Annotated in this window: 19 protein-coding genes; 15 read left to right on the forward strand and 4 right to left on the reverse strand. The window is 40.0% G+C overall.

Annotation, left to right across the window (positions count from 1 at the left end):
* Positions 1-33 precede the first annotated feature (33 nt).
* From ACRD64_RS20160 to ACRD64_RS20170, 3 genes are all read left to right on the forward strand, one after another.
* Positions 34-1,101, forward strand: a complete 1,068-nt coding sequence (locus tag ACRD64_RS20160; protein ID WP_430935418.1) for a PorP/SprF family type IX secretion system membrane protein — start codon at positions 34-36, stop codon at positions 1,099-1,101.
* Between the two features lie 201 nt (positions 1,102-1,302).
* Positions 1,303-1,932 carry an OmpH family outer membrane protein gene (locus tag ACRD64_RS20165; RefSeq protein ID WP_430935420.1) on the forward strand — a complete coding sequence of 210 codons (630 nt, stop codon included), beginning with the start codon at positions 1,303-1,305 and terminating at the stop codon, positions 1,930-1,932.
* Positions 1,933-2,003: 71 nt separating this feature from the next.
* Positions 2,004-3,254 (forward strand): glycosyltransferase, encoded by a 1,251-nt coding sequence (locus tag ACRD64_RS20170; protein WP_430935422.1) that lies wholly within the window; start codon positions 2,004-2,006, stop codon positions 3,252-3,254.
* Between the two features lie 37 nt (positions 3,255-3,291).
* On the opposite strand, the gene ACRD64_RS20175 is transcribed toward ACRD64_RS20170, so the two are convergent.
* Positions 3,292-3,615: a hypothetical protein gene (locus tag ACRD64_RS20175; protein ID WP_430935424.1), complete on the reverse strand. Its 324-nt coding sequence runs from the start codon at positions 3,613-3,615 to the stop codon at positions 3,292-3,294.
* A 135-nt stretch (positions 3,616-3,750) separates the two neighbouring features.
* On the opposite strand from ACRD64_RS20175, the gene ACRD64_RS20180 reads away from it, so the two are divergent.
* Entirely contained in the window at positions 3,751-4,428 is a 678-nt protein-coding gene (locus tag ACRD64_RS20180; RefSeq protein ID WP_430935426.1) for a transposase, read from the forward strand.
* Between the two features lie 112 nt (positions 4,429-4,540).
* Here the strand turns inward: ACRD64_RS20180 and pruA are convergent, their stop codons facing one another.
* Positions 4,541-6,166 carry an L-glutamate gamma-semialdehyde dehydrogenase gene (gene pruA / locus ACRD64_RS20185; RefSeq protein WP_430935428.1) on the reverse strand — a complete coding sequence of 542 codons (1,626 nt, stop codon included), beginning with the start codon at positions 6,164-6,166 and terminating at the stop codon, positions 4,541-4,543.
* A gap of 307 nt (positions 6,167-6,473) precedes the next feature.
* Entirely contained in the window at positions 6,474-7,742 is a 1,269-nt protein-coding gene (locus ACRD64_RS20190; RefSeq protein ID WP_430935430.1) for a DUF5103 domain-containing protein, read from the reverse strand.
* A gap of 340 nt (positions 7,743-8,082) precedes the next feature.
* Here ACRD64_RS20190 and ACRD64_RS20195 point away from each other — a divergent pair, with 340 nt between their 5' ends.
* The 9 genes from ACRD64_RS20195 (at position 8,083) to ACRD64_RS20235 (ending at position 18,589) form a co-directional block, all read left to right on the forward strand.
* Positions 8,083-9,429: a Na(+)-translocating NADH-quinone reductase subunit A gene (locus ACRD64_RS20195; RefSeq protein WP_430935432.1), complete on the forward strand. Its 1,347-nt coding sequence runs from the start codon at positions 8,083-8,085 to the stop codon at positions 9,427-9,429.
* Between the two features lie 39 nt (positions 9,430-9,468).
* A complete protein-coding gene (locus tag ACRD64_RS20200; protein ID WP_430935434.1) occupies positions 9,469-10,635 on the forward strand; it encodes an NADH:ubiquinone reductase (Na(+)-transporting) subunit B in 1,167 nt (388 codons plus the stop codon).
* A gap of 12 nt (positions 10,636-10,647) precedes the next feature.
* Positions 10,648-11,343: an NADH:ubiquinone reductase (Na(+)-transporting) subunit C gene (gene nqrC / locus ACRD64_RS20205; protein WP_430935436.1), complete on the forward strand. Its 696-nt coding sequence runs from the start codon at positions 10,648-10,650 to the stop codon at positions 11,341-11,343.
* A gap of 11 nt (positions 11,344-11,354) precedes the next feature.
* On the forward strand, positions 11,355-12,011 hold the full coding sequence (locus ACRD64_RS20210; RefSeq protein ID WP_430935438.1) for an NADH:ubiquinone reductase (Na(+)-transporting) subunit D: 657 nt from the start codon (positions 11,355-11,357) through the stop codon (positions 12,009-12,011).
* A gap of 25 nt (positions 12,012-12,036) precedes the next feature.
* A complete protein-coding gene (gene nqrE / locus ACRD64_RS20215; RefSeq protein WP_430935440.1) occupies positions 12,037-12,654 on the forward strand; it encodes an NADH:ubiquinone reductase (Na(+)-transporting) subunit E in 618 nt (205 codons plus the stop codon).
* A 64-nt stretch (positions 12,655-12,718) separates the two neighbouring features.
* A complete protein-coding gene (gene nqrF, locus ACRD64_RS20220) occupies positions 12,719-13,990 on the forward strand; it encodes an NADH:ubiquinone reductase (Na(+)-transporting) subunit F (protein ID WP_430935442.1) in 1,272 nt (423 codons plus the stop codon).
* A gap of 536 nt (positions 13,991-14,526) precedes the next feature.
* A complete protein-coding gene (locus tag ACRD64_RS20225; RefSeq protein WP_430935444.1) occupies positions 14,527-17,586 on the forward strand; it encodes an AsmA family protein in 3,060 nt (1,019 codons plus the stop codon).
* Positions 17,587-18,204 carry a DsbA family protein gene (locus ACRD64_RS20230; protein ID WP_430935446.1) on the forward strand — a complete coding sequence of 206 codons (618 nt, stop codon included), beginning with the start codon at positions 17,587-17,589 and terminating at the stop codon, positions 18,202-18,204.
* 19 nt (positions 18,205-18,223) lie between these two features.
* Positions 18,224-18,589, forward strand: a complete 366-nt coding sequence (locus ACRD64_RS20235) for a hypothetical protein (RefSeq protein ID WP_430935448.1) — start codon at positions 18,224-18,226, stop codon at positions 18,587-18,589.
* Between the two features lie 41 nt (positions 18,590-18,630).
* Here the strand turns inward: ACRD64_RS20235 and ACRD64_RS20240 are convergent, their stop codons facing one another.
* Positions 18,631-19,242, reverse strand: a complete 612-nt coding sequence (locus tag ACRD64_RS20240; protein WP_430935450.1) for a leucine-rich repeat domain-containing protein — start codon at positions 19,240-19,242, stop codon at positions 18,631-18,633.
* A 198-nt stretch (positions 19,243-19,440) separates the two neighbouring features.
* Here ACRD64_RS20240 and ACRD64_RS20245 point away from each other — a divergent pair, with 198 nt between their 5' ends.
* Both ACRD64_RS20245 and ACRD64_RS20250 read left to right on the forward strand, forming a co-directional pair.
* Positions 19,441-20,640, forward strand: coding sequence for an aldo/keto reductase (locus ACRD64_RS20245; protein WP_430935452.1), 1,200 nt, complete (start codon positions 19,441-19,443; stop codon positions 20,638-20,640).
* A gap of 125 nt (positions 20,641-20,765) precedes the next feature.
* Complete coding sequence (locus ACRD64_RS20250; protein WP_430935454.1) at positions 20,766-21,614, forward strand: DUF6599 family protein; 849 nt, start codon at positions 20,766-20,768, stop codon at positions 21,612-21,614.
* The last annotated feature ends 62 nt before the right edge of the window (positions 21,615-21,676 follow it).

A 21,676-nucleotide genomic window follows, 5' to 3' on the forward strand; every position in this document is an offset into this window, starting at 1 on the left:
AATTTAGCATCATAGCATATAACCAAATGACCAATGATTAAACCTAATAACATATGTTTTGTATTTCTGGTGATATTATCCCTTGTAAGGGTGAGTAATGTCCAGGCACAGGATGCATCCTTTTCGCAAAACTATGCATCGCCCCTGTACCTAAGCCCATCGTTTACCGGGCTAACGGAAGGGAGCAGGATGACGTTGCATTATCGCGACCAGTGGCCAAGTATTCCCGGTACATACAGGACTTTGGCTTTTGCGTTTGATCATTATATGGCCGACTATAACAGTGGTGTTGGGGTACAGTTTTATAGAGACGATTCGGGAGGCGGCCTTCTGGTAAAGCAAAATGTTGGCTTATTGTATGCCTACGAAATCTATGTGAACGATAACGTGATGGTCCGGCCGGGGCTGCAGTTTAAGCTGGCCCAATCATTTATCGATCCTACAAAAGGAACGACCTCGGATGCATATGACAACTATGGAAACCTGATTGATCAAACGGCACTAGATGTCGATCGCGACAAGCTCAACAGGTTTGATGCAGCGGCCTCTGTGATGATCTACAGTAATTTTTATTGGGCTGGAGTAACTGCCGATCATTTGGTAAGGAACAATGAGGCATTTACCGATGTTACGTCCGATACGAATCTTAAAATAACTGCATTCGGTGGTTATAAATGGGTGTATAAGGAAGGAAGAAGGCGCATGCCGGATCAAAGTATAACTTTTGCTTTTAATTACCGAAAACAGGCCGATTTTAATCAGCTCGATGTGGGTGCGTATTGGGTGTACAATCCTATTGAACTGGGCTTGTGGTATAGGGGATTGCCCAATGCCAATGCCGAGGGACTGGGCAATCAGGATGCCATGATTGCCATATTTGGTCTTCACCTGGGCCAAATGCGACTGGGGTATTCATTTGATTTAACAACATCCGACCTGACCGGCTCCGGAGGCTCGCACGAATTTTCCATTATGTACACGATACCTTCTTCTAATAAACCCAAAATTAACCGAAGTGCTATCCCATGTTCGCAACCGGGGTATTCCGGAGGGGGTGCTTCGAGAAGTAAATACCGTTCCCGTTCGCGAAGGATTTTTTAATAGTTGTGTTTTTATGTATTGTTTTTTGAATTGAGGACTGGCATATCACAAAAAATGTGAAATAAATTTTTAAATATTTGTTATTAATATATATTTGTTGTCCGTAAAAAAATAAACTCTAGAGGGAACGCACATACTGGAATTTAATCATCTCAAATTCATGTGATGTTAAATTGTAGTCATAAAACTAAAATTACAGAAATGAAAAGGAACTTACAGGTTGTTAATTTTGCATTATTATTGGGGTTGGCATCGTTTATGTTTGTGGGATGTCAAACAAAAACAAATAAAAGTGAGCAAGCAAGCAAAAATGCTTCCGAAGGATTGATTGAGAATGGAACATTTCCTGTAGCCTATATCGATACAGATTCTCTTTTACGTCAATATGGATTGGCCATTGACCTGCAAGAGGAACTTTTAAAGAAGGAAGAGAAATCACGTACTGACTTTAATGAGCAAGCTAAGAAGTTACAAACTCAGGTGGCAGAATTCCAGCGTAAAGTTCAAAACAACGGTTTTTTATCTCGTCAAAGGGCCGAGCAGGAACAAAGGAACCTGGCCGCACGCGATCAGGAACTCCAAAGCTTAAACGCAAAACTATCGCAAGAGTTAATGGTGGAACAGGAAGGTTTGAACCGTCAGCTGCGCGATACCTTAACTAATTATCTGACAGAATTAAATGCCGATGGAAGATATAAGTTGATATTGAGTAACACACTTGGCGACAATGTGCTGTACAGCGTGCCGGGGATAAATATTACACAGCAAGTAGCGGATGCTTTAAACAGCAGATACGAAAGCAGCAAGGGTAACAATGCCGATGCAAAATAATTAGATACACAATTAATATTATTCAGGCAGATTTCAATCGGAATCTGCCTTTTTTGAATACAGACGCAGCTATGAAACCATCGTTTGGGAAGTACCTGGAAAAGCACCCGCCTTTTACATCTTTTAATGTTGGGGATATTAAAAAAGCCGGGATCCTTGTGGTAATACCAACATATTTAGAAGATGGTTTATGCAGAACGCTTGATTCCATATGTGCCTGCCATCCCGTTCAAGGGAGGGTAGCCGTTATTGTAGTCGTTAACGCAGGGGTCAATGCGACAGAGGATATTATTAAACAACAAAAAAAAACCATTCAGGAACTAAAAGATTATAAGGTTAATCGTGATTTTATCGATATATATATTATAGAGGCATTTAACCTTCCTAAAAAACATTTTGGTGCGGGATTGGCACGAAAAATTGGGATGGATATAGCCGTGCAGCATTTATCGGACTCGGATAATGAAAATGGTGTTATTGTTTCATTGGATGCGGATTCAACGGTTGATGCAAATTATCTTACTGAGATAGATAGTTACTTTGCAAAACCTCAAAATAAGGCATGTTCTATTAGTTTTGAGCACCCGGTTGCAGGTAACGAATTTGATCCTACGGTTTATGATGCCATTGCACAGTATGAGTTACATTTAAGGTATTATGTCGAAAGTTTGCGATATATAGGGTTCCCATATGCGTTTCACACAATCGGCTCTTGTTTTGCCTTTAAAGCATCTTCGTATGTAAGCGTCGGGGGTATGAACCGCAGACAAGGTGGCGAGGAATTTTATTTTATTCAAAAACTGTTGCAACAAGGTGGATATGGGGAGCTGAATACCACCAAAGTTTATCCTTCACCACGCATATCTTCAAGAGTGCCGTTTGGCACAGGCCCTTCGGTAAAAAAAATGGTAGAAAATGAAGATGAGGAATATAGGACTTACAATCTGCAAGGTTTTATCGATTTAAAATCATTCCTTGATAACGTAGAAAAATATTACAGAATTTCAGAAGAAACTTATCAGCAACTGGTTCTGGAATTGCCAGGGCGTGTCCGTAGCTTTTTGTTGAATTCCGACTTTTATAACGAACTAAAGCCTGTAGCCGATAATTGTTCAACACTGGAGGTTTTCAGAAAGCGATTCTTTCAGGTGTTCAATGCGTTTAAACTGGTAAAATACATCAACTATACACATGAGCATTTTCTTGAAAAAACGCCGGTGTTTGATGCTGCTATCGAACTGCTGGAACTAAAGCATATTGAGGTGGATGATATTTTTGACGATAGGGAACTATTGAAGAAATATCGTGAAATACAGAAATAGCTCAAGCTACGAGCCGCAAGCTTCCAGCCACAAGCTACTAACCTCTAATCTTCCTAAAGCTCACGTATAAATCGAGAGTGGCCGTAATTAAAACAGCAATCATCCAATAATTCCGATGAAGAAAAATAAGTGCTGCAGCAACAACCAGAAACAATGCGCTTACCACCATAATACCATGCAGTCTTTTGTTCTCAGGTTTGCCTTTTAAATAGTTAAACAAACGTACGCCTAACAAGGGAACAATACCTGAAACCAAACAAATAAATGCATACGGGATGTCATTTAACTGAAACAGGATTCCGGCCAATACCAGTATCATTCCAATATAATAAGCTAAGCTGAGTGTTTTGTAAATATTCATTGTGATATATTTTCGAAAGCGCAATATTAGTTATTTCTAATGCTTTTCCAAAGTTTAAAGCTTTTTCTAGTCACCGGGTGAGTAAAACTTGAATTACTTCGAAAAATAGCCTAAATTGTTACAAAACAGCAATCCATGTATTTTGCGCCGGACCAACTATACCATGTTTACAATCAGGGCAACAACAAACAACGCATTTTTTATACCCGCGACAACTACCTTTTCTTTTTAAGTAAGTTACAAAGGCACCTGCTGCCTCATTGTAGCATATTGGCATGGTGTTTAATGCCTAATCATTTTCATTTGATGCTTAGGTTAAAAGATGCACCAAGTTACTCATCGGATTCCAAGTACTCACCGGGTGACTATAAGCATGACGTAAATCCCATCTACTCACCGGGTGACTATAAGCAAGATGTACATAGTCACCCGGTGAGTAAAGATGAGATGAGTAAAAGGGTGAGTAAAGAGATGGCTACCATCCTTCGGTCATACACTCGAGCCATTAACAATCAAGAAAACAGAACCGGTTCGTTATTTCGCGAAAGAACCAAGGCAGTTTGCATTACCTGCACAGATGGTGTTGCAAAAAATTGGTATATGATTAATGGTGTTACAGTGATAAAAGTAGAAACACCGGAGAGGCAATATCCTCAAATTTGCTACAGATACATTTTAAATAATCCTGTTGCAGCACTTTTGGTTACCCGGGCTGAAGATTGGGAGTTCTCTTCGGCCAGAGATGTTATGGGGTTACGAGAAGGGACGTTAATAGATAGAGAGGTTATTAAAGAGTATGGTTTAACGTTTTAGTTCGTCCAGCTCGCCAGATTCTTCCTGCTCACCCGGTGAGTAATGCAAGCAAAAAAGCCGACCCTGATTAATCAGAGCCGGCCTGTATTTATTCTAAAAAACCTATAATGTATTATCCTAAGAACGGATATTTGTAATCGTGAGCAGGTACAAAGGTCTCCTTGATGGTTCGCGGTGTTACCCAGCGCATCAAATTAATAGACGAACCCGCTTTGTCGTTGGTGCCTGAGCCTCTGGAGCCGCCAAATGGTTGTTGCCCTACTACTGCACCTGTTGGCTTGTCGTTGATGTAGAAGTTGCCGGCGCAATTCACCAATCTTTTAGTGGCTAATTCGGCTGCATACCTGTCCTGTGCGAAGATGGCACCTGTAAGGGCGTACATCGATGTCTTATCCAGGATGTCCATGGTCTCTTGAAATCTGGCATCTTCGTATACATATAAGGTTACTACAGGCCCAAACAACTCTTCTTCCATGGTTACATATTGAGGATTGGTTGTTTGAATGATGGTAGGCTCTATAAAATATCCTTTCGATTTATCGTAGTTTCCGCCGAAAATCACCTTGGCTTCCTTGCTCGCTTTGGCAGCATCAATGGCACTGGCAAGTTTATCGAACGAACTTTCGTCGATAACGGCATTCACAAAATTGGTGAAGTCTTCCGGGTCACCCATCTTTATCTCAGCCAACTGCTCGCCTACATAACCCTTAATTTCTTCCCAGCGACTGGCAGGGATATATACACGTGAAGCAGCAGAGCATTTTTGCCCCTGGTACTCGAAACCACCTCTAACAATACCGGTAGCAACCGCTTTGGCATCGCATGATTTGTGTGCCAGAATAAAATCTTTACCACCTGTTTCTCCAACAATACGCGGGTACGACTTATATCTTTCGATGTTTCCTCCAATTGTTTTCCACATACTCTGAAATACACCGGTGGACCCTGTAAAATGGATTCCCGCAAACTCGGGATGGTCAAAAACAACCTTGGCGGCAACGGGACCGGAAACGTACACCAGGTTGATAACTCCGGCAGGAACACCTGCTTCGTTAAATATTTCCATCAATACCTGGGCCGAATAAACCGCCGTTTTAGATGGCTTCCAAACCACTGTATTACCCATTAAAGCAGGAGCGGAAGGTAAGTTGCCAGCAATGGAAGTAAAGTTGAAGGGAGTCAAAGCAAACACGAATCCTTCCAGCGGACGGTATTCTACCCGGTTCCACATGCCGGGAGCGCTTTCCGGTTGCTCGGCATAAATGTCGGTCATGTATTGAACGTTGAAACGCAAGAAATCCGCTAATTCACAAGCTGCATCAATCTCAGCCTGGAAAGCATTTTTCGACTGACCCAACATGGTGGCTGCATTCAGCTTTTGACGGTACGGGCCGGCAACCAAATCGGCAGCCTTTAAAAAGATCGCCGCACGATGTTCCCAGCTTAGGTTAGCCCACTTTTCTTTGGCAGTTAATGCTGCATCAATGGCCTTGTATACATGCGTCTCATCCCCTTGGTGATAATAACCCAGACAATGCTTAATGTCGTGAGGGGGGTGCATGGAAATTTTATTTCCCGTTCTAATTTCCTGTCCGCCGATATACATCGGAATATCTACTTCGGTTTCTTTGTAAGTTTCCAATTGTGCTTTAAGCTCCTCTCTTTCGGGAGATCCCGGAGCGTAATTTAATACCGGCTCGTTTTCGGCAAGGGGTACGTTAAATATTCCTTTAGGCATAACTTATTATTTTATCATTGTTAAAATTGTCATCATAATTGGGGTCAGCTTAACCTACTAATTCCAAGTTGTACAAATTTAAGATAGTATGCCTCGTATTTAAATGAATAAAATCAGTATTTAGATACTAAAGGGTATGATAATAGTCAAGGTTCAGCTCATCGGTCGACTCAAAATTATCCGATGCGTTTTGAACCAATGATTACACACTGTATGTTGCGGGAAACACCAAATTTCAATTAGGAGTGTTTTTCGAGGGGCCTCGGAAATGTTAAAAATCTTTGATTTTGAAAATTTCGGGACTGAATTACTGCCTGCTCGTAACCGAATTCACCTGGCTAACACCTATTAACCGGTCGTAATAATCGCCCATGCCACGGTAATAAACTATAACCAGGTAGTCGTTTTCGGCTTTGCTGTGCGAACCTTCGAACATGCTGACGGAAGCTTGGTCGAGGTTGTTTGGTTTAAACGCAATTTGATAATTGTAAAACCCTTGTTTCAATAGTAAGGAAGCTTCGTATTGCTTAAAGTCAAAATTATATTTCATTTTAGATGCTTCATCCAACTTCCAGTTGGTGAGCCCCCCGAGTATATGTACATCCCCACCCGCCAATGGTTGGCTAGGTATGGAGAAGTGAACGTAAACGTAGTCGGCTTCCCGTTCGTGTTCGTCTTTTTCTTGGACTTCAATGACATATCTCCCGTTAAAATCATTGTTGAAATAATAAGATCGGCCGGCAACCGACATATCCGGGAAAAGCTCAACATGATAGTAGGGGTCGTGAAAAGATATATCTTTTATTTTACTGCTCTGAAAACGGAGACTGCGTATATCCAGCCAGCGAAACTCGTTTCCGCCCTCAAACATGGTCTCTCGATTGTAATTATATACCAATTCGTTATGTTTGATAAACTGCGGTTTGAGTTTTGTGATGGCATTGTCCGTCCTGCCGTTCTGGAATAGGCTTACATTCACCTCTTCCAGAGGATTGCTGAAATTAAAATCGCTGTGTTTTATGGTCAGGTCAATTTCCTGTTTGGCTTTTCTCAGATCCGAATTCATGGTGTACTTAACACTCGGAATCACATTTACCTTCTGTTCGTTCACCATAAACCTTTGTGTTAGAACTAGATTGTTCGTGTCGTTATCTTCGTAAACCTGAATGATATAGTTTCCTGAAACCAACAATTCGATGTCGTTGTTGGGTAAAACAATATTGTAATGGACATAATCAATTGAAGTATTAAACGAATACACATAATCAAGAATAGGCACTTCATTGATTCCGTTAAGGTATTCTGTTTCCATCAGTTGCGATGGTTCCCAGTTTTTGTCACAATGTATGATGTTGTAGTAGAAATCCTTGGTTTCGCCATCCAAATCATCAAATGACAGTTCTATTTGATCGTTTCCGTTTAAACCAATGATGGGATATGACAATGGCCAGCCAAGTTTATGACATAGTACCGTTTTAATTTTGTGTTTATGAACAGTATTGGTGATAGGTTGAGCTAATGCCGATAGAACAGCAATAGTTAGCCACATGAAAATAGAAGTTATTTTTTTTGTCATGATTGAGGATCTAGTCGTTTAAGTCAATAACTATGCATAGTTGACCTTTTATTATTGTTGTTTGTTGGTTTAAACGGGCAAAATACAATTTTATGCTTTTACATTTACCATTTGAATAAAACGAATAAGACAAATGATATAACCGATGACCTAAAAATGCCTAATCTTTTCGGCAATAATGTGTAATTTCTTAAAGTAAAAGAAACCAATCTGCTAGGGCCAGCTTATAATTTAAAAATTATTTAACGAATTTTTTCTTTATTAGTTAGGTTTAGAGGATTGTCAAGTTATAATTTATTGTATTTTTGCATCGAAATTTTTTTAAAACTTTTTATCAAACATGTCAGACGTAATCAAAATAAAAAAAGGTCTTGATATTCGGCTGCAGGGTAAAGCGGAAAAAGTATTTGGTACTACCAAGTTACCTGAGCTTTTTGCGATCAAACCGGGCGATTTCCCCGGATTGGTTCCGAAGCTAGCTGTTAAGCCTGGCGACAAAGTTAAGGCCGGTTCGGTTTTATTTTTCGACAAATACCGTACCGATGTTAAGTTTGTCTCACCGGTGAGCGGCGAGGTTCAGGTGGTTAACCGCGGCGAGCGTAGAAGAATATTAGAGGTTGTGGTTAAAAGTGATAACCAAAACGAAGCTGAGAAATTTGGGGCTGTTGATCCAAAACAAGTGTCAAAAGAGGAAGCGCTGGAAAAGATTTTGGCTTCAGGTATGTGGCCTTACTTTCGTCAACGTCCTTACAATGTGGTCGCCAATCCCACCGATGAGCCTAAGGCAATATTTGTTTCGGCATTCGATTCTTCACCTTTGGCGCCGGATTACGATTTTATCGTAGCAGGACAAGAAAAAGAATTCCAGGCAGGCGTAGATGTGCTCAACAAACTTACTCAAGGAGGTGTGCACATCGGTGTGAACAACGAAATGGCCTCCAAATCTTTTGTTTCGGCAAGAGGAGCAAAAGTACATTCATTTTCGGGTCCTCACCCTGCAGGTAACGTGGGTATTCAAATTCACCATGTTTCACCTATCAACAAAGGAGATATCTACTGGACCATCCAACCACAAGAAGTAATTTCATTAGGTAAATTATTCCTGGAAGGTGTTTATGATGCTTCCAGGGTTGTTGCGCTGACAGGATCTGAGTTAAAGACCAGGAATTACGTAAAAACAAAGGTAGGTGCCAGTATCGCTTCGTACGTGGAAAATGTTGAAGAAGGCAAGCTAAGATATATCAGTGGAAACGTACTTACCGGCGATCAAATTGCTAAAGACGGGTATGTGGGAAGCTACCATTCTCAAATCACGGTAATCCCCGAAGGAGATGTGGCAGAATTTATGGGCTGGGCAGCACCGGGTTTTGGTAAGTTCAGTGTTTCAAAATCATATTTCTCGTGGTTGAGTGCCAAAAAAGAGTACAAACTAAATGCAAACCTTAACGGTGGTCCCCGCGCTATTATAGTCTCGGGACAGTACGACAAGGTTTTGCCTATGGATATTTTACCTGAGCATTTGATCAAAGCCATCATAACTGAGGATATCGATAAGATGGAGCAGCTTGGGATTTACGAGGTGGCAGAAGAAGATATGGCGCTATGTGAGTTTGTGTGTACTTCAAAACTCGAAATTCAAAGTATTCTTCGTAAAGGTATCGATACGATGATTAAAGAGATGAGTTAATCGGTTCAATCAATTTGTAAAAATTAAAATCATAATAAATTGAAAGCATTAAGACAATATTTGGATAGAATCAAACCGAACTTCGAAAAAGGGGGAAAGTTTGAAAAATTGCACTCTTCATTTGATGCTTTTGAGACCTTACTTTTTGTTCCTAAAACAACATCAAAAAATGGTGTGCACATCCATGATGCTATTGATTCTAAAAGAACAATGGCCGTTGTGGTTATGGCTTTAATACCTGCTTTGTTGTTTGGTATTTGGAATACAGGGTTACAACATTTTTTAGCTATAGGTCAGCCTGATGCTGATTTTTGGCAAATGGTAGGTTATGGTGCTTTAAAAGTACTACCTATTGTAGTTGTATCTTATGTGGTAGGTCTTGGCATTGAGTTTATGTTTGCTCAATTAAGAGGACACGAAGTGGCAGAGGGATTCCTTGTTTCAGGGATGCTGATCCCTTTGGTTTTACCGGCTGATATCCCGTTGTGGATGGTCGCTGTGGCAACTGCTTTTTCTGTGGTTATAGGTAAAGAGGTTTTTGGTGGTACAGGTATGAATATCTGGAACCCTGCTTTAATCGCCAGGGCGTTTTTATTCTTTGCCTATCCGTCAAAAATGTCGGGCGACCTTATTTGGGTTTCCGGCATGACCAAAGGCGAAGGTATTGTGGATGGTTACTCAGGTGCTACTGCGCTTGGTAATGCAGCAATCGGCAAAGTGGATTTATTACCTTCTGCCTTAGAAAGTTTTATTGGAACTATTCCAGGTTCTATTGGCGAAACAAGTACACTGGCAATTTTAATTGGAGCTGTTGTTCTTTTGGCTACCGGTATCGGGAGCTGGAAGATCATGGTCAGTACTTTTGTGGGTGGATATTTAATGGCTCTTTTATTTAATGCTGTAGGGGCACCAGACAGTCTGATGTCTGTAGATGCTATTCAACAGCTTTGCCTGGGTGGTTTTGCTTTTGGTGCCGTGTTTATGGCAACAGACCCCGTGTCTGGCGCACGTACCGAAAAGGGAAAATATATTTACGGTTTCTTGATAGGTGTTTTTGCTATCCTGATTCGCGTATTCAATCCTGCATACCCGGAAGGTGTAATGTTAGCTATTTTATTGATGAACACTTTTGCTCCATTGATTGATCATATGATTGTTCAGCAAAATATTAAACGCCGTTTAAAAAGGGTAAAAGTAAACGCTTAATAAATTAGAAAAATGGACAAACAAGGAAATTTATATACAGTCCTTTATGCTGTTGTCATGGTTGTTGTTGTTGCAGCAGTTTTGGCCCTGGTAGCTACTGGTTTAAAAGAGAAGCAAGATAAAAACGTAGAAGTAGCAAAGAAAATCGATTTGTTAAAGTCGGTAGGGATTGCCAGCGATGCCACAACAGCAGTGAAGCTATACGATAATCATATTGGTGAAAATACGAAAGTAATTAATATGAATGGCGAGGAAATTAAAGGGGAAGCCTTTGCTATTGATTTGGCCAAGGAACTTCGTAAGGAACCCAAAGACCGTAACTATCCACTTTATATCTGTAATCTTGATAACGGAGAAGAGAAGCTTATTATTCCTCTTCGCGGTGTTGGTTTATGGGGGGCAATCTGGGGTTATATCTCCATAGACTCCGACAAAAATACGGTTTATGGGGCCACTTTCGACCACAAGGGAGAAACACCCGGTTTAGGTGCGGAAATCTCAAAAGATTTTTTCGAAACTCAATTTAAGGGAAAAACCATTTTTGATAACTCGGGGGCTTTTACTTCTATTGCAGTTTTAAAAGGTGGTGTTTCAGAAGGTAATCCTCACGCAGTTGACGCTATCTCCGGTGGGACCATAACCAGTAACGGAGTTACCGATATGTTAAAAGAGTGCCTGGAAGGGTACGAAAAATATTTAAAAAATTAAACGGTTAAAAAATGAGCGACAAAGAACCTTTGTTTTCAGCTAAAAACCGAAAATTGATAACAAACCCGCTTAACGCCCAAAACCCTATTACCATTCAGGTATTGGGTATCTGTTCGGCTTTGGCGGTGACGGCTAAATTGGAGCCGGCCATTGTAATGTCTATTTCGGTAATGTTTGTGTTGGTGTTCGCCAATATTTTAATATCACTGCTACGCAACACTATTCCTGCCCGTATTCGTATTATCGTTCAGTTGGTAGTTGTTGCAGCTCTTGTAATTCTGGTCGACCAGATATTGAAAGCTTTTGCCTACGAAGTAAGTAAGCAATTATCGGTATTTGTGGGTCTGATTATTACCAATTGTATTATCATGGGACGTTTGGAAGCATTTGCTTTGGGTAACAAACCCTGGCAATCGGCTCTTGACGGTGTTGGTAATGCCGCAGGTTATGGTGTAATCCTGATTATTGTAGCTTTCTTCCGCGAGTTGTTTGGGTCCGGTACCTTAACACTGCCTGGGTTAGGAACCTTAAATATCATACCTCAGGCATTTTATGATTTGGGATATGTGAATAACGGTTTCATGATTTTGCCACCGATGGCATTGGTAACCGTTGGAATCATTATTTGGGTTCAGCGTTCCCGTAACAAGGAATTGGTAGAGGATTAATTGGTAACTGGAAAAATTGATTTCAATGGAAAATATAATTAATATATTCGTAAAGTCTATTTTTATCGATAATATGGTGTTTGCCTACTTCCTGGGTATGTGTTCGTACCTGGCAGTATCAAAAACCGTTAAAACATCGTTCGGACTTGGTTTGGCAGTTGTGTTTGTACTGGTTATTACAGTACCTGCCGATTATCTGTTAAATAAATATGTACTTGAAGAAGGTGCCCTTTCGTGGTTGGGTGAAGGTTTTGCCGAGGTTGACCTTAGCTTCCTGAGCTTTATCATGTTTATTGCCGTAATTGCTTCTATGGTGCAATTGGTTGAGATGATTGTAGAAAAGTTTGCGCCCGCACTTTATAGCTCGTTAGGTATATTCTTGCCACTGATTGCGGTAAACTGTGCTATTCTGGGAGGTTCTCTGTTTATGCAGGAGCGTCAATATGCTTCTTTAGCCGAAGCAACTTCATTCGGACTTGGTTCTGGGATTGGTTGGTTGTTGGCTATTGTTGGTATAGCAGCGATTCGCGAAAAATTAAAATACTCTGATATTCCTGCTCCATTACGCGGTTTGGGTATTACGTTTATCGTTACCGGATTAATGGGTATCGCGTTTATGAGCTTTATGGGAATTCAACTCTAGCCGGCCTGGCCGGAGCAAGTAACTAAAGCGCTGACGCTGAAGAAACTTGTTTAAAATAAGAAAAATGGAAATAAATATGATATTTTTAGCTAGTCAGGGTACAGTAATCGCTACCAGTGTGGTAGTTTTCTTACTGGTTATCCTACTGTTGGTATCTATACTTTTGTACGTAAAGCAAAAGTTGACTCCGGCAGGAACCGTAACTATCGACATTAATGGCGGAGAACAGGCATTGGAGGTTGCCCCGGGACAAACATTATTGTCGGCTTTAGGAAACAATAAAATCTTTCTTCCATCCGCCTGTGGTGGTGGTGGTACCTGTGCCATGTGTCGTTGTCAGGTGAACGATGGGGCAGGCTCAATCCTACCAACCGAAACGGGTTATTTTACCCGAAAAGAACAGGCCAATAACTGGCGTTTGGCTTGTCAGGTTAAGGTGAAAGAAGACTTGAAAATGGAAATACCGCAGGAAATTCTGGGTATCAAGAAATGGGAATGTGAGGTGGTCTCTAACGATAACGTGGCCACTTTCATCAAGGAGTTTGTGGTGAAATTACCGGAAGGTGAGATATTAGACTTTAAATCGGGAGGTTATATACAGATTGACGTACCTAAAATCACGGTTGATTTTAAAGATATGGAGATCGGGGAAGAGTACCGTGAGGAGTATGAGAAGTTCGGCATGTTCGATCTGCAAATGGTGAACCCGGAGCCTACCTATAGGGCTTACTCTATGGCCAACCACCCTGCGGAAGGAAACATTGTTATGTTGAATATTCGTATTGCCACGCCACCATGGGATAGGGTTAATAACGGGTTTATGAAGGTGAATCCAGGAATTTGTTCTTCATTTATCTTCTCTCGCAAGCCGGGTGATAAGGTAACTATTTCAGGTCCTTACGGTGAATTCTTCATCAAAGAAACAGACCGCGAGATGATGTTTATCGGCGGGGGTGCCGGCATGGCGCCAATGCGCTCACATATCTTCCACTTGTTCCATACATTAAAAACAGGCCGTAAAGCGACCTTCTGGTATGGAGCACGTTCCAAGAAAGAGATTTTCTACCAGGATCAGTTTGAAGCGATCGAAAAGAAATTCCCTAACTTTAAGTTTTCTATTGCTTTGAGTGAGCCTCTTCCTGAGGATAATTGGGAGGGATCGACCGGTTTTATCCACCAGGTGATTAATGATGAGTACCTAAGCAAGCATGAGGAGCCGGAAGATATCGAATATTATCTTTGTGGGCCGCCAATGATGAACGACGCGGTAAACAAGATGTTATACGATCTGGGTGTACCTGATGAAATGATCGCATTCGACGACTTTGGATCGTAGTTGAATAAAAAGACTCAGAGACACTGAGTATAATAATGATAGAAAAAGACTCCTTCGGGGGTCTTTTTTTGTAATGTAGGACCACTTTAATAGGTAAAAGTAAATAAGATAATACTTTATGTATAGCCGCTAACGATAAAAACTTTAATATCGTCAAAGAAATAGATTTTCCCAAAGTCAGCATTATAAGTTTGGTGGAGTTTACAAGTGAGTTAATGAAATAAACCCTCCAATATGCATTAGAAATTCTATTACACATTAAAATTACTTTAAAACAAGACACTTCGTTGCATCACTTCAACTCACCAGAGCGGTGCTCCCGAAAGTAATCGGGACAAGTTATGCCTCGTTTCAGTAATGCCTTGTTTTATTGTACTTGCAATGCTCATGACGAACCCCCAATACATAATCCGGGATAAAACGTGCCGAATAATTTCTTTTTTCTTTCAAACCTAACATTTCAATTCCCTATTTTTCCTACCTTCGTTAAAGTAAGTCTATTTACCTAAATCTTACTACTTGATACTTTTTTAATTATGTCAAAAAAGAGATTATTTCGTAATTTATTTTTAATTGCAGGAGGTTTTGTTCTCCTCTTGATTATTCTTGCCGAAATATTTAAAGAAGATATCATTAAACTCGCCATTGACAAAGGTGCTAAAACCTTTGATGTTCCCCTTGAGGTTGGCGAGGTTGATTTTAGCTTGCTATATCGTTTTCCTTATGCTACCATCGAGTTTAACGATTTGATCATGTTGAGCAGGGGAACTAATGATTCCATCAGAACCCGACCTGATACGGTAGCAGCTATCTCAAAGCTTTATGCTTCGGTAGATCTGATTCAGTTGATGAAAGGCAATATCCTGGTAAAAAAAATCGAGATTGAAGATGTAAAAGCAAAATATTTAGTTGACTCTTTGGGAAGAAGTAACTTTGATTTTTTGCTGAAGGGAGGTCGTGCAAAAACCATCGAAAACACTAAGGACACCACAAAAGTACAAGGGGTTTATACATTGGATAAGTTAGAGCTTATGAACATTGAGTTGGAGTATGTTGATGACCTGCTAAAAACTTCAGCACTTGTTCATATCTCCGAATTGGAAATGAACGGGGAGGTAGAACCTACAGGCTTTAAGGCAGCCACCAGAGGAAAACTGGTGGTAAAGGAGCTTTGTTATGGCGATTATAACTGCAATAGTCTTTCCGATACTAAACTGAATTTTTCGGTTACTGCTTTAAACGATACCATTGGTATCTCCGATTTTGTATTAAATACAGGGCACGCCAAAATTAGCCTGCACGGCACCCTTGTTCAAAAAGACAGTGCTCAAATTGATGTTAAGTTTTCAGGTTCGGAAATTGATGTCGCCGAAAATATGTCCATCCTGCCTCAAAAAATGATTGCTGACCTGAAGTTAAACAAAGTGTTGGGCAAGGTTGGGATGGAAGGCACTGCCCAAGGTTATGTTACCGCCAATACATTGCCGCAAGTGGATATGGATTTTACGCTGGCAGACGGCTTGGTTAATTATGATACATATCCTGAATTAAAGAACATAGACCTTCATGCTCATTTTTCCAATGGGTACACCGCGACTATGGAATCATCCGTTTTAAATATTAAAAAGTTTCATGCTGAAACAGACAAGAGTTCCATCGATTTGTCTGCCAAAATTATAAATCCCATAAAACCACAATACGACATTTCGGGAAGTGCTTCAGTCGATTTGAGCGAGTTGCAACCGTTTATTCCTGATTCTTTGGTGACGGATATTAGCGGGAACCTGAAAGCAAGCTTGGCCACATCGGGAGTCATGCCCGATTCTATTACCGATGATTTTACGGAGTACTTTTTAAATAGATCCCAATTAAATCTGAGTCTAAAAAATGTGGGCTTACGGATGGATTCTGTTCCCGAAATTAAAGGATTGGGTGGAGTTTTGGCATATCGCCCCAAAAACATAAAATTAAGCGCTATAAGGCTGCAGGTTCCCGATTATAACGTTAGCATAACCGAAGGATATTTGACAAGTTCATTCGCAGGAAAAATTAGCGATTACGAAAATATGTCTTTGCAGATAGATAGCCTGCTTATGGCAACTGCAAACTCCTATATTTCGGCTTCGGGACAGATTGATGGATTTAAAGATGTGAAGTATGATTTAAAGTCAGATGTATCTGTAAACCTCTTTGAAATATATCGAATGTTGCCGGACTCGTTAGCCAATAGCATGTCGGGTGAAGTAGGGGCTAATTTGGCTTCTGCAGGTTCTTTTAACATGGATTCTGTTGCAGACCAGGCCATGAGTCTGCTATTTGAAAATAGCCAGTTTAAGGTGCGCATGAATAATGTTTATCTGAATATGCCGGATACCCTGATGAACGTGAAAATGTTATCGGGAAATATAGCTTACAAAAACGACAGTGTGTGGATGAACCGGGTGTCGGGAAATTACCTGGGACTTGATTTCTCTGCGGATTCCACCACCGTTTCCAATGTGTATACCGGAGCTGTTTTAAATAACCCTAAAGAACTGAGGGTGCACGGTAATTTCGAAGTTGGTGATTTGGACTATGCCTGGATTGAGGCTTTTATGATAGATACGGTGCCCGATTTGGAAGAAGTAACCGAAGCCGGTATAAAGGCGAAACAGGAAGAACAACCTTATGTGCAGAAGTACACCGTTAAAGCGAAAGGAAGAGCCAGAGCCAAAAGCTTTAAGTATGAAGATATTTTGGCAGAAAATATAGATTCTAAGTTTTTGGTTGACGTGGAAAAAAGTTTTTATGTAGCCAAGGATTTAACTTGCAACGTTTTTGGTGGGGAGGCTAAACTTTCTGTCAATTATGATATGGCTCAAGAGGATCCGTCCGTGAAAAATGAAGCTGAAAGGAGTTTTAGGGATTTCATGCAATTTAAAAGCGAAGTAAAGAATCTGGATGTATCCAGAATGATGTTTGAGCTGGAAACCTATATCGATCAGGAAGATTTCAAGAAAGAAAATGTTCAAGGCACATTGTCCGGTGCTATGGATGGAGAAATTGTTTTGGTAGATTACAGTCCCGTTTACGAGAAAATGCTTTTAAAAGGAAATGTTAAGATAGAAAATGGAGCACTTATCAATGTTAAACCAATAATGGAAATCGAAGAAATAAAAGCGATTAAACTGGACGGTTTGGATAAGTTGTTTTTTAGTACGATAGAGAGTAATTTATTTCTTTTCAAGAATAAGATGTATTTCCCGCGTACTAACATCAAAACTTCATCGTTTGATGCTATGTTTTTTGGAATGTATAGCTTTGGTGAAGATTATACATACCATCTAAAAATGTACTTGAACCAGCTACTGTCAAAAAAGGATAAAGCCGCACTTGAAAAAATGGCAAAGGAAAATGGCTTTGAAGAAGATGAAGTAAGAGATGGGAAAAGACCCATTTATGTAGTGTCTAAGTTTGAGAATGGCAAATATAAGGCAGGCTTGGATAATAGGCCGGATAGGATTAGAATGGATGCAAAAGTGAATTTACAAGAACAAATGGTAAGTTTTAGGTTTGATCCTAGGTTGGTTAAATACAGTGTTGAAGATAAAGAATAAATGAAACTTGTAACAGCAATCATTAAAACAATATTCATTCTCTTCTTATTTTTTTTGTCTTGCACAAGAGATAAGAAAGATAGCGTTTCGGAGCTGAAGATACCATTGGTCCAGAGTTATGAGGACGTGGTCTTTGGAAATGATTCCTCTGCCAATACTATCTTTTTGTTTGCTTCATATGATTGTAAATATTGTAGATATCTTTTTTTGAAAACATTTCCGGAATTGAAGGAAAAATATTTAGATAGTGGATTGGCTAAGGTAGTGGTAAAATGGGTTAGTTTTGGAGAAAATCCATCATCTTTATATGCGCTACAGGCAGCTAGTTGTATTGCTCAATATGGTTCGTACGATAAATTTCACGAACTGCTTCTTACAAATCCTTCGGTAATTGTTTCTGAGGATTTTCGTGAATTAATTGACGATATAATGGCAGAAAATTATGAAATTGCGGAATGTATAGTGTCAAACAAAGATTTCTCATATTTGAAAGAGAATGTCAGGTTGTTCAGAGAAAATAATTTAAGCGGAACTCCTTGCCTGATTATAAATAATAGAGTGTATAGTGGTTATAGGCCGTTTAAAGAATTAGATGTAATTTTAAAGGAAGAATTTTAATCAATAAATGATGGGAAAAATGAAAACTAAACTATTTGTTTTAATGTTGATGACTTCATGGGTGTGCTTTTCATGTGCGGAAGAGGAGTCTGATGAGTTTTGCTCAAACCCGGATGCAGAATGTCCAGATGGTGGCCCTTCAATCGATGTTAACGCCTGTTGCACGGACCAGAGTTGTTATTGGACGTATAACGGCGAAGATTATAATTGTGAAGGGACTGATTGTTCAGGTGCATATGATATTATTATTGTGAATGCCTGTGCTGTGGGCGCATTGGCTGACTTGAAATCTTCGGATACCAGATTTAATGCGCTTAAGGCTGAGCTGGAAAGTGTTACGCAAAAGTTGCTTTTAGAAGCTCGTGCCTGTGCTGCCTGCAATTAGAAAGACTAAAAATGGCTGCTTTTTATTTGGGCAGCCATTTTTTAATATAATAAATTCGCAATGTTTTTGTTTTCTTCGGGGATATTCGAAACCTGGTTCTCCATCAGGTTTAAATCTTCAATATTCTTACCTTCAGTTAAGTGGAACGGAAATGAAGTAAGCTCGTTTTGTTTCAGGTAAATGTTTTTTATCGTTTTAGAGTTAAACAGATGTTCGCAGCCTTTTGAAACCAGGTTGTTGGTAAAATCAATGGTGCAAAGAGAGGGACACGAGCCTACAACCACAGGTATTTTTTGAAAAGCATTGTCACCCAGGTAGAGTTTTTCTAACATCGGCATTTTAACTAAAGATGTTGGGAGTGAGCTGAGTTGGTTCACGCGGATATCCAAACACTTCAAACTTTTTAAATTAGAGATTTCTGTGGGTATCGCAGTGATTTCATTATCCTGTATATCCAGGAATTCAAGGTGCTCCAATTTAAAAAGGGCTTTGGGCCATTGTCCTTGAAGCCCGAACTTTGAGATGCTCAGGTGGGTAACATGTCCCAAATCGTTCAGTTGATATCCACGTAAAAACCAGGTTACCCTTTTGACTTCTTTCAGCTTTTTGGGTAATTGATTTCTTAGTTCTTCAATAATATGTATATCTCCCATTTAATAACTCTTTGTATAACCAGTATGTGAAATACGTAGGAATATACTTATTGTTTTAAAAAAATTAAAATTCCACTCAAATAAATATTATGGATATCAATCTGTCGGGGCAAATGTATGTCCGTGCAATAGTTGTGCTGTAAATTTCAGATATGCCATAATTTTAGTAACTTACATACGCCCATAAAACGTGTAACCATGAAAACTAAAGACAAGAACAACCGACGTCATTTTATTAAAGTAACAGCTGCCGGATTGGCAGGAGTTACGTTGTTAAACGGAAATACCGCGGAAGCCAAGCCTAAAAAAGAACAAAAAATAATTTATCGGACGCTAGGACGTACGGGAGTAAAACTTCCCATTGTTAGTTTTGGTGCCATGCGGGGTGATGGCAAGGCTCTGGTCGAAGGAGGTATCGCCAAAGGAATCCTTCACTTTGATACAGCTCATGGATATCAGAAAGGTAAAAATGAAGTTATGATAGGGGAGGTGTTGAAAAATCACGACAGGGACAAGTTTTTTATAGCCACCAAAGTGTACTGTCAGGATATGGATAGAAAAACCGGGTTGATAAATGAAGAAGCTACAGCCGAAAAGTTTTTGGAGATGCTTGATATAAGCCTGGAGCGTTTACAGATGCGTCAGGTGGATCTGCTGTATGTGCATGCTCTCTCAACAAAGCAAGCAGTTCTTCATCCCGAAATATTGAAAGCGGTTAAAATAGCCAAAGAGCAAGGGAAGGCTCGGTTTATAGGGGTGTCAACACATAAAAACGAGCCAGATGTTATCAGGGCAGCGGTAGAGGCTGGTATTTACGATGTGGTGCTAACTGCATACAACTTTAAGCAGGACCATCGCGAAGAATTAAAACTGGCCATAGCAGAAGCAGCTGCCAAAGGAATCGGTTTTGTGGCCATGAAAACCATGGCAGGGGGATTTCTGGACAAAGAAAAAACGGCGCCTGTTAATACCAGGGCGGCACTAAAATGGGCTTTGCTCGACGAGAATATTTGTACCGCTATTCCGGGATTCACTTCTTTCGAACATCTGGAAGAAAGCTTTTCGGTAATGGAAGATCTTAAGCTGACCAAAAAGGAAGAAAAAGATCTGGACTATGCCCGTGATGTGGCAGGCTTATACTGCAATCAGTGCAGCCATTGTGAAGGAATGTGTAAAAACAATCTGCCAATCCCCGAAATAATGCGTTCGTACATGTATACTTATGGTTATCGGGATATGAATCAGGCTAAAGACTTGTTGTCGCACATGGAGGTCAATAGTAATGCTTGTGCAAACTGTGATGAGTGCACGGTAACATGTGTTAAGGATTTTGCCGTGGGCGAAAGAGTACAAGATATTTGCCGTTTAATGGACGTGCCTGACGATTTTATCGTGTAACAGGGCAATGGAACGGTTCTGTATCTAATGCGAATCAGAACCGTTCCCTATACCTAATAGAAGGCGTCTTAATTAAGCGTCAGGTAAACAAGATATTATCCCTTAATCCTAGAACCTATTTACTTATGAATTACAGAAAATTATTTTTACTCCTAATCCTATCAATCCAATATTCTGCCTTCTCCCAATCTTATCCAACCAAATTTGCCAACATAAATGCCTGGGACATTGAAGGTGAAAAACAATACTTTTCTCCCGATAACCTTTACGATTATATCAATGGTGCATCCGATTTTTATTTGGGTTATGATTTCAAGGATTTGTGGGTGGTCGATTATAAAAATTCATCCGGGCAAATGTTAACCTTGGAGCTTTACCGTCATGGAAATCCAATGCTGGCCTTTGGTATCTATTCCGAGGAAAGGCCTCAAACTGCAAGTATAAATAATATTGGGGCACAAGGATTTATTGATGGGGGAGCGGTGTTTCTTCTAGCAGGGGATTATTATGTGAAAATATATAATGGACAACCCGAAGTAAATGAAACAGAGCTGTTGACTTTTGCAAGGAGGGTGGCAGCATCCATCTGCAAAGATTGCTCTTTACCGATGCAGTTCAATTGGTTTCCAAATGAAAACAAAATTGATTATTCCGAACGCTATATGGCAGAAAACTTTATAGGCCTTACCGGTTTTGATGGTGTGTGTACGGTAGAATACAATAATGCTGGAGAAAAAATCCGTTTGTTTGCCTACAAAGGGAACGATGAGAAGTGTAAAACCCTACTTGAAAAATATTTCGATAGAGTTAAATACAAAAAAAAGCTTAAGCCAAAGCAATATGTGTTTGCAGACCCATATATTGGTAAGGTAGTGCTAGTATATGATCGGGGTATGATTTGCGGTCTATTAGACTCCAAAGAACCCGAAAAACATCAGCAGCTTTTAAATGACTTGCTGACAAATGCAAAATAAACAATAGTTCCAGTTCCAATAAAGTTCGGGTGCCTGAATCTTGAAAATGATTTTTGTTCATT

It is taken from the genome of Saccharicrinis sp. 156, assembly GCF_050589685.1.
Classification (GTDB): Bacteria; Bacteroidota; Bacteroidia; order Bacteroidales; family Marinilabiliaceae; genus Saccharicrinis.

Bases quoted from the DNA above. Each gene is read 5' to 3' on its own strand.
- ACRD64_RS20160 (WP_430935418.1), top strand. From the start codon at position 34: ATGATTAAACCTAATAACATATGTTTTGTATTTCTGGTGATATTATCC.
- ACRD64_RS20165 (WP_430935420.1), top strand. From the start codon at position 1,303: ATGAAAAGGAACTTACAGGTTGTTAATTTTGCATTATTATTGGGGTTG.
- ACRD64_RS20170 (WP_430935422.1), top strand. From the start codon at position 2,004: ATGAAACCATCGTTTGGGAAGTACCTGGAAAAGCACCCGCCTTTTACA.
- ACRD64_RS20175 (WP_430935424.1), bottom strand. From the start codon at position 3,615: ATGAATATTTACAAAACACTCAGCTTAGCTTATTATATTGGAATGATA.
- ACRD64_RS20180 (WP_430935426.1), top strand. From the start codon at position 3,751: ATGTATTTTGCGCCGGACCAACTATACCATGTTTACAATCAGGGCAAC.
- pruA (WP_430935428.1), bottom strand. From the start codon at position 6,166: ATGCCTAAAGGAATATTTAACGTACCCCTTGCCGAAAACGAGCCGGTA.
- ACRD64_RS20190 (WP_430935430.1), bottom strand. From the start codon at position 7,742: ATGACAAAAAAAATAACTTCTATTTTCATGTGGCTAACTATTGCTGTT.
- ACRD64_RS20195 (WP_430935432.1), top strand. From the start codon at position 8,083: ATGTCAGACGTAATCAAAATAAAAAAAGGTCTTGATATTCGGCTGCAG.
- nqrC (WP_430935436.1), top strand. From the start codon at position 10,648: ATGGACAAACAAGGAAATTTATATACAGTCCTTTATGCTGTTGTCATG.
- ACRD64_RS20210 (WP_430935438.1), top strand. From the start codon at position 11,355: ATGAGCGACAAAGAACCTTTGTTTTCAGCTAAAAACCGAAAATTGATA.
- nqrE (WP_430935440.1), top strand. From the start codon at position 12,037: ATGGAAAATATAATTAATATATTCGTAAAGTCTATTTTTATCGATAAT.
- nqrF (WP_430935442.1), top strand. From the start codon at position 12,719: ATGGAAATAAATATGATATTTTTAGCTAGTCAGGGTACAGTAATCGCT.
- ACRD64_RS20225 (WP_430935444.1), top strand. From the start codon at position 14,527: ATGTCAAAAAAGAGATTATTTCGTAATTTATTTTTAATTGCAGGAGGT.
- ACRD64_RS20230 (WP_430935446.1), top strand. From the start codon at position 17,587: ATGAAACTTGTAACAGCAATCATTAAAACAATATTCATTCTCTTCTTA.
- ACRD64_RS20235 (WP_430935448.1), top strand. From the start codon at position 18,224: ATGAAAACTAAACTATTTGTTTTAATGTTGATGACTTCATGGGTGTGC.
- ACRD64_RS20240 (WP_430935450.1), bottom strand. From the start codon at position 19,242: ATGGGAGATATACATATTATTGAAGAACTAAGAAATCAATTACCCAAA.
- ACRD64_RS20245 (WP_430935452.1), top strand. From the start codon at position 19,441: ATGAAAACTAAAGACAAGAACAACCGACGTCATTTTATTAAAGTAACA.
- ACRD64_RS20250 (WP_430935454.1), top strand. From the start codon at position 20,766: ATGAATTACAGAAAATTATTTTTACTCCTAATCCTATCAATCCAATAT.